The sequence below is a fragment of the Dactylosporangium sp. CA-092794 genome, from assembly GCF_050948465.1.
Classification (GTDB): Bacteria; Actinomycetota; Actinomycetes; order Mycobacteriales; family Micromonosporaceae; genus Dactylosporangium.
Map to the genome: position 1 here is coordinate 3,339,420 of NZ_CP192044.1, position 13,284 is coordinate 3,352,703.

The 13,284-nt window shown below is 72.5% G+C and carries 12 protein-coding genes; 7 read left to right on the forward strand and 5 right to left on the reverse strand.

The window, feature by feature from the left end; genetic code table 11:
• The first annotated feature begins 8 nt into the window (after positions 1–8).
• From ACQPXD_RS14510 to dapC, 3 genes are all read left to right on the forward strand, one after another.
• On the forward strand, positions 9–236 hold the full coding sequence (locus ACQPXD_RS14510) for a hypothetical protein (protein WP_432838598.1): 228 nt from the start codon (positions 9–11) through the stop codon (positions 234–236).
• An 80-nt stretch (positions 237–316) separates the two neighbouring features.
• Positions 317–988, forward strand: coding sequence for an ABC transporter substrate-binding protein (locus ACQPXD_RS14515; protein WP_432843836.1), 672 nt, complete (start codon positions 317–319; stop codon positions 986–988).
• A 142-nt stretch (positions 989–1,130) separates the two neighbouring features.
• A complete protein-coding gene (dapC, locus tag ACQPXD_RS14520; protein WP_432838600.1) occupies positions 1,131–2,246 on the forward strand; it encodes a succinyldiaminopimelate transaminase in 1,116 nt (371 codons plus the stop codon).
• Here dapC and ACQPXD_RS14525 read toward each other — a convergent pair.
• From ACQPXD_RS14525 to ACQPXD_RS14535, 3 genes are read right to left on the reverse strand one after another with little or no spacing between them, the layout of a single operon-like run.
• Positions 2,230–3,420, reverse strand: coding sequence for a M20 metallopeptidase family protein (locus ACQPXD_RS14525; RefSeq protein ID WP_432838602.1), 1,191 nt, complete (start codon positions 3,418–3,420; stop codon positions 2,230–2,232). The two genes, dapC and ACQPXD_RS14525, sit on opposite strands and share 17 nt — an antisense overlap.
• Complete coding sequence (locus tag ACQPXD_RS14530) at positions 3,417–4,985, reverse strand: hydantoinase/oxoprolinase N-terminal domain-containing protein (protein ID WP_432838604.1); 1,569 nt, start codon at positions 4,983–4,985, stop codon at positions 3,417–3,419. The genes ACQPXD_RS14525 and ACQPXD_RS14530 overlap by 4 nt, the downstream gene beginning before the upstream one ends.
• On the reverse strand, positions 4,982–6,088 hold the full coding sequence (locus tag ACQPXD_RS14535; RefSeq protein WP_432838606.1) for a DUF917 domain-containing protein: 1,107 nt from the start codon (positions 6,086–6,088) through the stop codon (positions 4,982–4,984). The genes ACQPXD_RS14530 and ACQPXD_RS14535 overlap by 4 nt, the downstream gene beginning before the upstream one ends.
• A gap of 74 nt (positions 6,089–6,162) precedes the next feature.
• Here ACQPXD_RS14535 and ACQPXD_RS14540 point away from each other — a divergent pair, with 74 nt between their 5' ends.
• Complete coding sequence (locus ACQPXD_RS14540) at positions 6,163–7,647, forward strand: PucR family transcriptional regulator (protein WP_432838608.1); 1,485 nt, start codon at positions 6,163–6,165, stop codon at positions 7,645–7,647.
• A 303-nt stretch (positions 7,648–7,950) separates the two neighbouring features.
• Here the strand turns inward: ACQPXD_RS14540 and ACQPXD_RS14545 are convergent, their stop codons facing one another.
• A complete protein-coding gene (locus ACQPXD_RS14545; protein ID WP_432838610.1) occupies positions 7,951–8,667 on the reverse strand; it encodes a YcnI family protein in 717 nt (238 codons plus the stop codon).
• A gap of 627 nt (positions 8,668–9,294) precedes the next feature.
• Between ACQPXD_RS14545 and ACQPXD_RS14550 the strand changes: the two genes are divergently transcribed.
• On the forward strand, positions 9,295–10,764 hold the full coding sequence (locus ACQPXD_RS14550) for a PepSY-associated TM helix domain-containing protein (protein WP_432838612.1): 1,470 nt from the start codon (positions 9,295–9,297) through the stop codon (positions 10,762–10,764).
• Here the strand turns inward: ACQPXD_RS14550 and ACQPXD_RS14555 are convergent.
• On the reverse strand, positions 10,741–11,328 hold the full coding sequence (locus ACQPXD_RS14555; protein WP_432838614.1) for a copper resistance CopC family protein: 588 nt from the start codon (positions 11,326–11,328) through the stop codon (positions 10,741–10,743). The genes ACQPXD_RS14550 and ACQPXD_RS14555 overlap by 24 nt on opposite strands.
• Before the next feature lie 126 nt (positions 11,329–11,454).
• Here ACQPXD_RS14555 and ACQPXD_RS14560 point away from each other — a divergent pair, with 126 nt between their 5' ends.
• Positions 11,455–12,045 carry a copper chaperone PCu(A)C gene (locus tag ACQPXD_RS14560; protein WP_432838616.1) on the forward strand — a complete coding sequence of 197 codons (591 nt, stop codon included), beginning with the start codon at positions 11,455–11,457 and terminating at the stop codon, positions 12,043–12,045.
• A 1-nt stretch (position 12,046) separates the two neighbouring features.
• Entirely contained in the window at positions 12,047–13,273 is a 1,227-nt protein-coding gene (locus ACQPXD_RS14565) for a Dyp-type peroxidase (protein WP_432838618.1), read from the forward strand.
• The last annotated feature ends 11 nt before the right edge of the window (positions 13,274–13,284 follow it).

The window sequence follows — 13,284 nt, forward strand, 5'->3', positions numbered from 1 at the left end:
TCATCGCCATGCGCGACGGGCGCATCGTCGCGCAGGGGCGGCCCGGCGAGATCATCTCGGCCGATCTCGTGGCCGAGGTCTTCGGGCTGCGCTGCGAGATCATCGACGACCCGCAGACCGGCACGCCGATGGTCGTACCGATGCACCGCCACCACCGCCGGGTGCCGCCGCGCGCCGAGCTCACCGGGGCGTCCGACGACAGCCATGGAGCCCGCCCCACCGCACCGACCCGCTGACCCAGGGAGAACCTCATGCCACCGACCATCGCGACCACGGATACCCGATTTGTACCTATCAAGAGGCCACCTACGCCGCCATCGCGAAGATCGGCAAGGCGGGCCAGGCCGACATCGAGAAGATCGCCGCGCTCAAACCCGACCTGATCCTCGGCGTCGACTACGGCACCGAGGACAAGCTCTACCCCAAGCTGACCCAGATCGCACCGACGGCGTACTTCTCCTTCACGACCACGGGCCAGTGGGAGCAGGTGGCCGCCGGCGTCACCGACGCGGTCGGCCGGGGCTCGCGCAACAGCGAGCTCGCCGCGGCCTACCGAAGCACGGCGGCGAGCCTGCGCACCACGCATCAGCGCGTCATCGACACCACGACCTGGGCCATCGTCAACGGGATGTCCGACGCCCAGTTCACCCTGTGGCTGCCCGGATCGGACGCGGGGCAGGTGCTCACCGCCATCGGCGGCCGCTTCGTGCCGGCGGCCGCGGGCGACGGCGACAGCCTGACGTTGTCCGTCGAGAGCCTCGACCGGCTCGCCGACGCCGACGTGATCGTGATCGGCGCGGACGCGTCCGGGGCGCCGTACCCGGCCACCAAAACGCTGACCGAGCAGCCCGGCTGGGGCCGCCTCCCGGCCGCGGAGGCGGGACACGTCTACCCGCTGGCCACGTTGTTCCCCTTCAGCTACCCGCAGGCCGAACAGCTGCTGGCGGAACTCGATCAGGTTTGCGCCCGGCTCGGCGGCACCCCGTGAACGCGGTGAGCGCCCGAGATCGATACTGTGCCGGCCGCACAGTATCGGCCGATTCTCCGGGCTGCCGGACCGTGGTTTGGCTTCCCGGTACCGCCCTATCGTGACGGCTATGGCTCACACACGCTGCCGGCCCTGACCGCCGATGAGCGCTCACGTGTCCGGCCGGCTGCCGGACTTCCCATGGGACAAGCTGTCGCCGCACGCCGAGGCGGCCCACGGGCACCGCGACGGCATCGTCGACCTGTCGGTCGGCAACCCCGTCGATCCGGCGCCGGCGGTCGCGCGGCACGCGCTGAGCGCGGCGGCCGACGCGCCGGGCTACCCGCCGGCGGCCGGCCGGCCGGAGGCCCGGCAGGCGGTCGTCGACTGGTTCGCGCGCCGCCACGGCGTGACCGGGCTCGGCCAGGACCAGGTGCTGCCGGTGATCGGCACCAAGGAGCTGATCGCCTCGCTGCCGCTGCACCTCGGGCTCGGCCCGAGCGATCTGGTGGTGTATCCGGAGCTTGCCTACCCGACCTATCAGGTCGGCGCCGCGCTGGCCGGCGCGCGGGCCCTGGCCTGCGACGCGCTGACGGCGATCGGCTCGCAGTCCCCCCGTCTCCTGTGGATCAATTCGCCCTCCAACCCGACCGGGCGCGTGCTGTCCAGGAATCACCTGGGGGCGCTCGTCGAGGTGTGCCGCGAGCGCGGCGTGCTGCTCGTCTCCGACGAGTGCTACCTCGAGTGCTGCTGGGACGCCGAGGCGTACTCCGTGCTGCACCCGGCCGTCTGCGGCGGCAGCCACGAGGGCATTCTGGCCGTGCACTCGCTGTCGAAGCGGTCGAACCTGGCGGGCTACCGGTGCGGCTTCGTCGCCGGCGACCGCGCGGTCGTCGCCGAGCTGCTCGAGGTGCGCAAGAACCTCGGACTGCTGCTGCCCGGCCCGCAGCAGTCGGTGCTGGCCGCCGTGCTCGCCGACGACCGGCACAGCGAGGAGCAGCATCAGCGGTACGCCGCCCGCCGGACGGTGCTGCGGACCGCGCTGGAGGCGGCCGGCTTCACGATCGATCACTCCGAGGCGTCGCTGTTCCTGTGGGCGACCAAGGGCGCCGACGGGCCGGACGACTGGGCGATGGTGGCCGAGCTCGCCGAGCTCGGCATCCTGGTCGCGCCCGGCACCTTCTACGGCGCGGCCGGCTCGCACCACGTGCGGCTCACCTTCACGGCGACCGACGAACGGGTCGCGGCGGCGGCACGGCGGCTCAGCGCCCGGCCGTGAGCCGCCGCCAGGCCAGCTCCGCCAGCAGGGCCGCCTGCTCGTCCAGCCTTCCGTCGTCGAAGACGGCCCGCTCCGAGTGCATCGGCGCGGCCGTCGCCGCGTCGACCTCCCGCGGCCGGACGCCGAGAAAGACCAGCGTGCCGGGCACCTGCTCCAGCACGTAGGCGAAGTCCTCCGAGGCCATGGAGGGCGCCGGCATCCGCACCACCAGCTCGCCGTAGCGGGCGTCGAGGAGGGCCAGGACGCGGCCGGTCTCGGTGGGGTCGTTGACGGTCACCGGGTACGAGTCGACGAACTCCGTCGCCACTTCGCACCGGTGCGCCGCCCCGAGGGCGCCGACGAGGGCGGGCAGCTCCGCGCGCACGAGCCCGAGCGTCTCGCGGGACAGCGTGCGGACGTTCACCTCGAGCTCGACCGAGGAGGCGAGGACGTTTCCCGCGACGGCGTCGGAGGACATCCGGGTCACCGAGACGACGGCCGGGCTCTGCGCGGGGACCCGGCGCGCGACGAAGCTCTGCAGCGCCAGGACGATCTCGGCGGCGACCGGAACCGGATCGACGGCGAGATGCGGATGGGCGGCGTGACCGCCGGTGCCGGTCACCCGGATGCGCAGCGCGCTCGCGCTCGCCATGATCGGTCCCTCGCGCGTCACGGCGAGGCCGCCTTCGGTGACGCAGTCCACGTGCACGGCGTACGCCGCGACGGGCCGCTCCCCGGCGGCGTCCAGGACGCCCTCCTCGATCATGAGGCGACCGCCCGCGAAGCCCTCCTCGCCGGGCTGGAACATGAAGATGACGGATCCGGGCAGGTCGTCGCGGCCGGCGGCCAGCAGCCGGGCGGCGCCGACCAGCCCGGCCATGTGCAGGTCGTGCCCGCAGGCGTGCATCGCCCGGTCGCCGGCGGCGAACGGCAGCCCGGTCGCCTCCGCGATCGGCAGCGCGTCCATGTCGGCACGCAGGAGGACCACCGGGCCGGGGCGACCGCCGTGCAGCACCGCCGTCACCGAGGTGAGCGAGGCGCCGGTCGAGACCTCCAGCCCGAGCCCGCCGATCGCGGCGAGGATCGCCGCCTGCGTGGCCGGCAGGTGCAGCCCGACCTCCGGGGTCGCGTGCAGGGCGCGGCGGAGGGCGACGAGGTCGGCGAGCAGGGCCGCGTCCGTGGCGAAGGTACTCATCGCGGTCCGCCGAGCCGGGCGAGCGGGCCGGCCGCCTTGACCGTCACCTTCACGGTCGGGCGGTCGCTGTAGGTGACCGGGGTCTCGACGATGTCGACGACGCTGACCTCCAGCGGGTCGGCGCCGGCCAGGATCGCTTTCGCGATCGCCGCCTCGGAGGCCTCCTCGATGGCCTCGGCGCGGCGTTCCATGGCGCTGATCCGGTCGGCGCGGCCGCCCGCGAGCGAGATGGCCGCGCCGACGGCGTTGGCGACGTCGCCGTGGTCGGGCCGGATGATCGGCCCGGCGCCGGGTAGCCCGTCGGGGACGAGGAACCCGCCGCCCCCGACCACGACGAGCGGCAGATCGGCGCGGCCGAGCGAGAGCCGCTCCACGGCGAGTTCGAGTCGCACGTGCGCGTGCCCGAGCGCCGCGCGCAGCGCCGACTCGATCGCGGCCGGCTGGGCGGGCAGCGTGCGTCCGCCGAGCGCCGCACCGGCCCGCACCGCGGCGTCGGTCAGCGTCGGCGTCGAGCCACCGAAGACCAGCGCCTCCCGCTCGATGCGGTGCCCGACCGAGCCGGGCCCGACGGCGCCGGTGGCCGGGTCGACGACCGTGCCCCCACCGACGGCCATGCTCAGGATGTCGGGCATCCGGAAGTTGGTGCGCACCCCGCCGATCACGCGCGGCAGCGTCGACTCCCGCGGAAAGCCGCCGACCACGACGCCGAGGTCGGAGGTCGTGCCGCCGACGTCGACGATGATGGCGTTGTCGATGCCGGAGAGGTACGCCGCACCGCGGATCGAGTTCGCCGGGCCCGACCCGATGGTGAGCACCGGATAGCGTGCCGCGTGGTCCAGCGACATCAGCGTGCCGTCGTTCTGCGCGAAGAAGGTCGTCGCGTCGAGGCCCTCCTCGGCGACGACGGTCACGAGCGCCTCCGTCACCGAGCATGCGACGCTGTAGAGCGCGGCGTTGAGCGCGGTCGCGTTCTCCCGTTCGAGGAGACCGACCGGGCCGATGTCGTGGCTCAGGAACACCCGGGTAGCCGGGCCCAGGTGAGCCCGTACGAGGTCGCCCACCTCCAGCTCCTGGTCCGGGACCACCGGGCTGAAGATCCCGGTCACCGCGACCGCGTCGAATTCGGCGAGCCCGTCGAGGAAACGCAGGATGCCGTCCCGGTCGAGCGGTGCGATGGGCGTGCCGTCGATCATGTGCCCGCCGCCGACCATCGCCGAACCGGCCAGCACGAGATCCGCCAGATCCGCCGGCCAGTCGATCAGCGGCGGGACCTCCGTCGCGGCCGGGGCGCCGATGCGGATCATCGCGATGCGGTCGAGCCGGCGTCGCGCGACGATCGCGTTCGTGGCGTGGGTCGTGCCGAGCATCACGCGGGAGACCCGTGCGCGGTCGGCGCCGAGCAAGCCGAGGACGTGCGCGACGCCGGCGCGGATGCCGCCGGTCACGTCGTCGGTGGTCGCCTGCTTGGTGCTCGCGAGCACCGTGCCGCGGGCGTCGAGGACGACCGCGTCGGTGTTGGTACCGCCGACGTCGACACCGATGGCGAGGTCTCGTTCTGTGCTCACCGGGAACCTCCGCGGAAGGGCGTGTAGGGCAGGTCGTATCCGAACGCCCGCGGGCCGGCGAGCTCGAGGCCGCGCTCGGTGCGCCAGATGGGGTCGCACGCCCAGGCGAGCACGGCGACGCGCTGGCCGTAGCGCAGTGATTCGGTCGAGATCGCGTGTCCGGTCTCGGCGTCGATGATGGTGACGTTGTCGGGAACGCTCACGAGCACCTCGCCGTCCTCGAGCACGACCAGGTTCTCGTTCTGCAGCTCGAGGCGCTGCAGTCTCCCGCGATCCGCGCCGGTGCCGGCGAGGGTGACCGAGCCGCGGGCGAAGCCGCCCTCGGTGCGGCGGTCGAGGTCGATGATTTTGCCGGTGAGCAGGATCGCGCCGTCGAGCTCTCCCGCGACCGCCGCGACCGGGTCCGGCGAGGAGAGCAGGGCGTGGCCGACGCGGATCGCGGCGCTCACCGTGCCCTCGACGACCGCACCGCGCGCGGTGCTGGCCGTGAGCGGGTAGTGGATGCCGAGGCAGATCGACCCGCTGGCGACCGTGAGGGCACGCGCATGTCGCTCCATCCAATGCAGGTCGACCGTCTTGAGTGTCGAGACGTTACCCACGACGTCGGTCAGGACGGCGAAGTCGCACGGCACGCCCGCGACGTTCATCGACACCATCGCGGCGTTGGGAAACGCGCGCCCCATCCCGTCGCCGTCGAGTACCTTCAGCCCGAGCCGCGCGGCCCACCCGATCGGCCCGACCCCGTTGCTGCCGCCGATCTCGGCGGCCATGAGCGCGGTGATGGGGCGACCCGCGACGGCCTGCCCCTCTCGCGCGAGCGTATCGATCTGGTGCGTCCCGAAGAGCATCTCGATGCCCACCGTCGGCGCGCCGATGCCGGACATGCAGATCACCAGGTCGTCGGGGCCGAGCTCGTCAACCGTGACCAGCGGCACCGGGCCGTGTTCGGTGAGCGCTCGCTCCGCCACGATCTGCGAGCTGTACACGGCGCCGCCGCCCCCGGTGCCGAAGATCGCGGTGCCGGCGGCGAGGGCCGGGATGTCCGAGGCCTCCACGGCGGTGACACGTCCCAGGGCGGGCGCGCGGAAGGATGGGTGAACCATGGCGTTCACGGTAAGGCGGCGTCGACAGGCCAGCCATGGACCATCAGCCCAGAGTATTGGGCGATACTGTGCCGATGGCACAGTTGACGGTCAGCGATCTGCGCGGCCAAGGCCCGCGCCTCGGCATCCGCCTCGCGGCGGGACCCGCGGACGAGCGCGCCGTCACGCGCGTCGACGTCGTCGCGCTCGACCGGCTCGGCACCGTGCCGCGCGGAACTCTCGCTGTGGTCCCCGCCGAACACAACCCGCCGCCGTACCGCGTCGACGTGGCCCTCCGGCACGCGAGCGCCCGCCAGCTCGCCGGGATCGTCTTCACGTCGGACCACCCGCTGCCCCAGACGGCGGCGGCGATCGCCGACCGTGGCGGCGTGCCCGTCTTCGCGGCGCCCGGTGCGAACCCGGCCGACCTCGCCATGGCCATCGACCGCTGGCTCTGCGGCGGTGCCGCCGAGGCGATGCGGCGTGCCGCGGCCGCCATCGAGCGGGCCACCGAGGCGGCTGCGGACCCCGACGCCGAGCTCGCCGGCATCATCGCCGCGGCGAGCGTCACCCTCGGCACGCCACTCGAGCTGGTCATCGACCCCACCGTCCCGTGGAGCGCGAGCGACGCCGTATGCGTCGCCGATGTACCGATCGGCCGGCTCGTCGCTTCCGATCCGGATGCCGCGGCATCCGTCGCCGTGCCCGCCATCGCATCGCTGCTGTCGCGTGCCGAGCAGCGGCGCGTGCGGGACCGCTTCGCGCCCGCTCAATCGCGGGCCGACCTCATCGTCGAGCTGGTGCTCGCCGAGCCGTCGCGCGTCGCCGGCTTCGCCGGCCCGGCGGCCCGGCTCGGCTTCCCCCTGCACCTGTCACACGTCGCCGCGTGGCTCACGCCCACGAAACTGTCCGAACCCGACGCGCGTGCACCGCGCGGCATCCAGCCCGCACTCGAGCTGTTCGCTCTCCAGCTCCTCGACGGCCGCACGGAAATGTGGCACGCCGCGTTTGTCCAGGACCACCTGCTCCTGGTCAGCACCGAGGAGGACGGCGCCGGCGACCACCAGCGGCGCCTGTGGGACGTCGCCGTGCGCGTCCAGGCACATGCCCGCACACTCACCGATCCCGAGTGGGCATTCACGCTCGGCATCGGAAGCCCGCGGGCCGGCGCCGCGGGCCTACGGACATCGGCCGCCGAGGCCCGGATCGCGGCGGAGTCCGCGATCGCCGCGGGCCGTCCCGGCAGCGTCGAATTCGCGGACATCACCGGACTACGCCGGGTGCTGCTCGACCTCTACGCGTCGCCGATCAGCCGCGGCCTGCTGCACGATCTGCTCCAACCGCTGGACGAACTCGGTCCGGAGCGCTCGCAAACCGCCGTTCGTACCCTCCTTGCCTACCTCGCCCACGGCAACTCGCTCGACAAGGCCGCGCGGGAGCTCCACCTGCACCGCAACGGGATCAGCTACCGGCTCAAGCAGGTGCGCGAGGCGCTGCGCCTCGACCTCGACGACCCGGACACGCGCCTCGCCCTCGAACTCGCATGCCGCGTCCGGCTGCTGGGCGTGAGCCGCCACTGACCACCGATGCAGCGCGCCTTGGAACGCGGCGGTCCGGTCCGGCATCAGTTCCGCGTGCAGAGCCGTGTAGCGCGTCATGAACGCAAGGCGTTCCGTTCGCCCGGCACCGCAGCGGCTTCACCCGCGACTTCGAAACCCTCACCGCGTTCCTGGCCCCAATCCCGTGCACGCCAACGACTTCCTGCCACCCGTCATTGTGATGGGCAGGCGTGTCGGGCACAGTCGGCCGGCGCCCGCCAGGTCTGCCGTTCTACGATCCCACCGACCTGACAAAGCGTCGCGCCACGAACGCTGCCGCGGTGCTCAGGTGGTGCGGCCGGAGCGGCGGTAGGCGAGCAAACCGGCGACCAGGCCGGCGAGGCCGAGGAGGAGGCCGATGACGGCGAGGGTGATGGCGGTGCCGTCGTTGTCGTCCTTGCTGTCGTTGGCGGTGGCCGCCGCGTCTTGCGCGGCGGTGCTCGAGGTGGACGTGGTCGCGCCGGCGGCCTTGGGGATCAACTTGAGGACCGGGGCGGGGTGTTCGGTCTCGGCGCCCGGCGCCGGTTCGTCGATCCAGCGCACGACGTCGCCGTCGGAGTAGGTCTGCAGGGCTTTGAAAACAATCTGGTCGGTTGCGGGTAGCGGGCCGAGGGAGATGTCGAACTCCTGGAACTGGCCGGGCTTGATGGCCGAGTTGGCGTCGGCGGTCCACGTGATCTTCGAGACGGCTCCGGTGACCTCACCGTCGTCGGTCTTGATCGGGGTGGCGAGCTTGCTTGTCTCGGTCTCGGCGGTCCAGCCCTGGACGGGTTTGAGGGAGACGGAGGCGACGGGTTTGTCGGTGGGGATGGCGATCTCGAGCTTGGTGGTGGAGGCGCTGTCCTTCTCGTTGGGTACCCGGAAGGTGACCTTGGTGTAGCCGCCCTGGGTGGCGGTGTTGGGGTTGACGGTGACGTGTGCGGAGGCGGCGGCCGGGAAGGCGAGGGCCGCCGCCGCCGCGGCGAGGGCGACGCCGGCGCGCAGCACGGGGGTCAGACGCATGGGTGCAGATCCTTTCGGAAGAGGTCGGGGAACTTTTGGGGGTGGTCCCGACGACCAACTCAGTGATGGTGCAGCGTAGTACCTACGAATCATGATTTTTCGTGACACAGGCGTTCGGCGGCTTCTGGCCGTTGCCGGTGGGCTGGCGGTGCTGGTCGCGACCCTGGTCCTCGCACTGCGCTGGGGTGGTGGCGTGCTCGGCCGTACGATCCCAGGACTGCCCTACCCTGGTCCGGCTACGGCCTGGGGGCTGCCGCTGGTCCGGGCGGCGGCCGACGCGTGTGGTGTGTGCGGGGTGGTGTGTCACGGCGGTGTTCTTGCTGCCGGGCAGCGGCGAGACCGGGTGCTACGGCGCGGGCCAACTGCTCGGCCCCTCCGGCTATCGGATGCTGCGCCGCGCGTGGTGCGCTGGATCCGTGCCGACGAGTGCGGGCAGCGCCGTCTCGACCGGGCCGCCGACCGCGCCGAGGCGACCGGCAAGAGGACGGCCTCGCCCGCTACAACGATTTTTGCGCCGAGCCGCGGAGGGTCGCTGAAAAGTCTGACGGAACTTCCTCGCGTCCGCCGGCGACTATTCACCGACACCGATAGCGCATCGGTATCGGTAAATCACCCTCGGAGGATTCCGTGTCCGTCGCTACTGACATCTCCCCATCCGCGGAGGAGTTGCCGCAACGGCCGGCCGCCGCCGCGCGGTCATGGTCGGTCGTGCCGCTGCTGACCCGGCTGCACTTCTACGCCGGCATCCTGGTCGCGCCGCTGCTGGCCGTCGCCGCGGTCACCGGGCTGCTGTTCGCGTTCAGCCCGCAGCTGGACCGGCTCGTCTATGACACCGAGTTCCACGCCGCCCAGGCCGGACCCGGCCTGCCCAAGCCGTTGTCGGAGCAGGTCGCCGTCGCGATCGCCGCCCACCCCGCGGGCAGCCTCGCCACGGTGATCCCGGCCGCCGCCCCGGACGCCACGACCCGGGTCGTGTTCAGCCTGCCGGAGCTGGGGGAGCAGCAGCACACCGTCTTCGTCGACCCCTACACGGGTGAGATTCGCGGGCAGCTGACCACCTGGTACGGCGAGACCCCGCTGATGACCTGGCTGGACGACCTGCACCGCAACCTGCACCTCTACGATGTCGGCCGGGTGTACTCCGAGACCGCCGCCAGCTGGCTGTGGGTGCTCGTCCTCGGCGGGCTGATCCTGTGGTGCAACCGGCAGTGGCGCCGCCGCGCCGAGGCCCGCAGGACCCGCAGCCGCACCGAGGCCACCCTGCTCTACGACCTGTCCGCCGCGAAGGGCGTGCGCCGCACCCGCAGCTTCCACGCGGCCACCGGGATCTGGCTCGTCGTCGGCCTGCTGTTCCTGTCCGCCACCGGCCTGACCTGGTCCCGCTGGGCCGGCGGCAACTTCTCCCTGGCCCTGGACAAGCTCAACGCCCACCAGCCGGACCTCGACACCGCGGGCGGCGGTGCCGCCCCGGCCCCGCACCACGTGGAGGCGCCGGTCGCCGCGGCCGGCGATCCCGCTCAGGTCGACGCGGTGCTGCACATCGCCCGGGCCAACGGCATCACCGGCCCGATGGAGATCGCCCCGCCGGCGGAGGCCGGTGCCGCGTGGACGGTGACGCAGACCGATAACGTCTGGCCGGTCCACCTCGACCGGATCGCGGTCGACCCGGTCGCCGGCACGGTGACCGCCCGGTCGGACTTCGCCGACTGGCCCCTGCTGGCGCAGCTGTCCAAGCTCGGCGTCCAGGCCCACATGGGCTACCTGTTCGGCCTGGCCAACCAGCTGCTGCTGGCCGCATTGGCGCTGGGCCTGCTGTGCGTCATCACGTGGGGGTACCGCATGTGGTGGCAACGCCGGCCCACGCGCACCGACCGCCGGGCCCTTGCCGGGCCGCCGCCCGCCCGCGGCGCCTGGCGGCGGCTCAGGCTCCCGCTGCTCCTCGCCGGCATCCTCGTGACCGCCGCGATTGGCTGGGCACTGCCGGCCTTCGGCGTCACGCTCCTGGCATTCTTGGTGCTGGACGTCGCCATCGGGCTGGTCCGCAGGCTGCGGCGCAAACCGCCGGTGCCGACCTCACCCGCTCCGGCCGGGGCGTGACCGCCGCCACAAGACCATACCGCCGGCCAGCAGGACGACCACCACACCGCCGGCGACGGCCCAGAGCAGCTCGGTCGAACCGTCATCGCCGGCGGCCGGACCGGCCACGGCGGTGGCCGCCGCGACGGACGTAGCCCGGGCGGGGCCGGCCACCGCCGCGGCGGTCGAGGCGGCGGCCGATGGGGCCGGTGCGGCGTTGGTGAAGGCGAACCGGCCCTCGATCGGGTGTCCGTCGGCGGACACGGTGCGCCAGGCCACTTGTACTTCTCCGGGCGGCAGCGGCTTGACCGCCTGGGTGAGCGTCGTGTCGACCGAGTGCGGTGTGCCGTCGCTGTAGGAGCGGCCGTCGGCGCCGGTCACCACGATGGTGCTGAACTGCTGCTTGACGTTCTGGTTGAACGTGAACGTCACCGCGGCCGGAGCGGCGGTCACTGTGGCGCCGTCGGCCGGGTCGGTCTTCAGCAGCGTGGCGTGCGCCCAGGCCGGCGCGGCCGGCATGAGGGGAATCAGCAACACCGCCGCTGCGGCGGCCAGGATCGCGCGGACGCTCACAGGAACTCGCATGCGTCCCATCCTGACCCCGGCGACCGCCGATGCGAAATCCGGGTGGCTTCGGTGGGATCGAGGGAACTCTTGTTGTGCGCGCGGCGACTACCCGGTGAATGTAGCCACCCTACCTAAGGATGTTCGATGTCACGCTCGCTGCGTGTCCGCTCAATGTTGGCGCTCACCGGTGCGGCCGTTGTCTTTGCATTGGCCGCGTGCGGATCCGATGACGCGCCGGCCGCAGCGCCGTCTGGAGCGCCACCGGCCGCCAGCGCCAGCGCGCAGCCGGTGCTGATGATGAAGGACCAGTGGGTGAAGACCGCCCAGTCGGGCATGTCGGCCGCGTACGGCACGCTGATGAACACCACGGACAAGGACATCGTCGTGGTGTCGGCGACCTCGACGGCCTCGCCGAAGATGGAGCTGCACGAGACCACGATGGTCGAGGGGAAGATGGCCATGCGCCCCAAGGAGGGCGGCTTCGTCATCCCGGCCAAGGGCAGTCACGAGTTCAAGCCGGGCGGCGACCACCTCATGCTCATGGACGTCACTACCCCGGTGAAGCCGGGCGACGAGGTCACCTTCACGCTGACGTTGAAGGACGGCGGCACGGTGCAGTTCACCGCGCTGGGCAAGGACTTCGCGGGCGGCAACGAGTCGTACATGCCCGGGATGGGTGACTCCAGCGGCATGCCAATGGGGAGCCCGACCGCCAGCCCGATGTCGATGGGCTGACATGACAGACAGCGTACAACGGCCGGTCAGCAGGCGTTCCCTGCTGACCGGCGGCGCGCTGACGGTCGGCGGCGCCGTTGCCGGTGCCGCCGCGACGGCGGTAGTCCGAGACGGCGGCGGCACCGATCCCGCGAAGGCGTCCACAGTGGACTTCGGCGCGCAGGTGGTGCCGTTCCACGGTGAGCATCAAGCCGGCGTCGAGACGCCGGCGCAGTCGCACGCCACCTTCGTCGCCCTCGACCTGAAACCGGGAGTCGACCGGGCCGCGCTGGTCCGGCTCATGCGGCTGCTGACCGACGATGCCGCCCGGCTCGCCCAGGGCACCGCGCCGCTCGCCGACGGCCAGCCAGAGCTCGCCGTGCTCCCGGCCCGGCTCACGGTTACGTTCGGGTTCGGGCCGGCGCTGTTCGACGCCGCCGGACTGGCCGGCCAGCGCCCGGAGTCGCTGCAGCAGTTGCCGCCGTTCGACATCGACAAGCTGCAGCCGCAGTGGTGCGAGGGCGACCTGCTGCTGCAGATCTGTGCCGACGACCCGCTCACCGTCGCCCACGCTCAGCGCATGCTCGTCAAGGATTCCCGGGCTTTCGCTACGGTCCGCTGGGTGCAGCGCGGCTTCCGCCGCGGCCGCGGGGTGCAGGACGACGGCGCGACCCAGCGTAACGTCCTCGGCCAGGTCGACGGCACTGCGAACCCGCCGCCCGGCACGGACGTGTTCGCCGGCGCTGTGTGGACCGACAGCGGCCCCGACTGGCTGCGCGGCGGCACCACCCTCGTCCTGCGCCGCATCCGCGCCGAACTCGAGGCGTGGGATGCCGCCGACACCGACGGCAAGGAGTTCGCCGTGGGCCGCCGCCTGTCCGACGGCGCCCCGCTCACCGGCCGGGCCGAGCACGACCCGCTCGACCTGGCGGCGAAGAATGCTTACGGCTTTCCGATCATCTCCGAGTTCTCCCACGCGGCCCGCGCTCATGTGCTCAGCGATCGGCAACGCATCTTCCGCCGCCCGTACAACTACGACGAGCCGCCGGACGCCGACGGCACCGCCGACTCCGGGCTCATCTTCGCCGCCTACCAGCGCGACGTCGCCCGGCAGTTCCTGCCCATCCAGCGCAACCTCGCCGAGGCGGATCTGCTCAACGACTGGATCACCCCGATCGGCTCGGCAGTGTTCGCGATCCCGCCGGGTTGCCAGCCGGGCGGCTGGATCGGCCAGGAACTGCTCGGATGATCCCGTGCCGG

What these genes read in the sequence shown, in the direction of transcription:
- ACQPXD_RS14510 (WP_432838598.1), top strand. Translation starts at nt 9, where the DNA reads ATGCGCGACGGGCGCATCGTCGCGCAGGGGCGGCCCGGCGAGATCATC.
- dapC (WP_432838600.1), top strand. Translation starts at nt 1,131, where the DNA reads ATGAGCGCTCACGTGTCCGGCCGGCTGCCGGACTTCCCATGGGACAAG.
- ACQPXD_RS14525 (WP_432838602.1), bottom strand. Translation starts at nt 3,420, where the DNA reads ATGAGTACCTTCGCCACGGACGCGGCCCTGCTCGCCGACCTCGTCGCC.
- ACQPXD_RS14535 (WP_432838606.1), bottom strand. Translation starts at nt 6,088, where the DNA reads ATGGTTCACCCATCCTTCCGCGCGCCCGCCCTGGGACGTGTCACCGCC.
- ACQPXD_RS14540 (WP_432838608.1), top strand. Translation starts at nt 6,163, where the DNA reads ATGGCACAGTTGACGGTCAGCGATCTGCGCGGCCAAGGCCCGCGCCTC.
- ACQPXD_RS14545 (WP_432838610.1), bottom strand. Translation starts at nt 8,667, where the DNA reads ATGCGTCTGACCCCCGTGCTGCGCGCCGGCGTCGCCCTCGCCGCGGCG.
- ACQPXD_RS14555 (WP_432838614.1), bottom strand. Translation starts at nt 11,328, where the DNA reads ATGCGAGTTCCTGTGAGCGTCCGCGCGATCCTGGCCGCCGCAGCGGCG.
- ACQPXD_RS14560 (WP_432838616.1), top strand. Translation starts at nt 11,455, where the DNA reads ATGTCACGCTCGCTGCGTGTCCGCTCAATGTTGGCGCTCACCGGTGCG.
- ACQPXD_RS14565 (WP_432838618.1), top strand. Translation starts at nt 12,047, where the DNA reads ATGACAGACAGCGTACAACGGCCGGTCAGCAGGCGTTCCCTGCTGACC.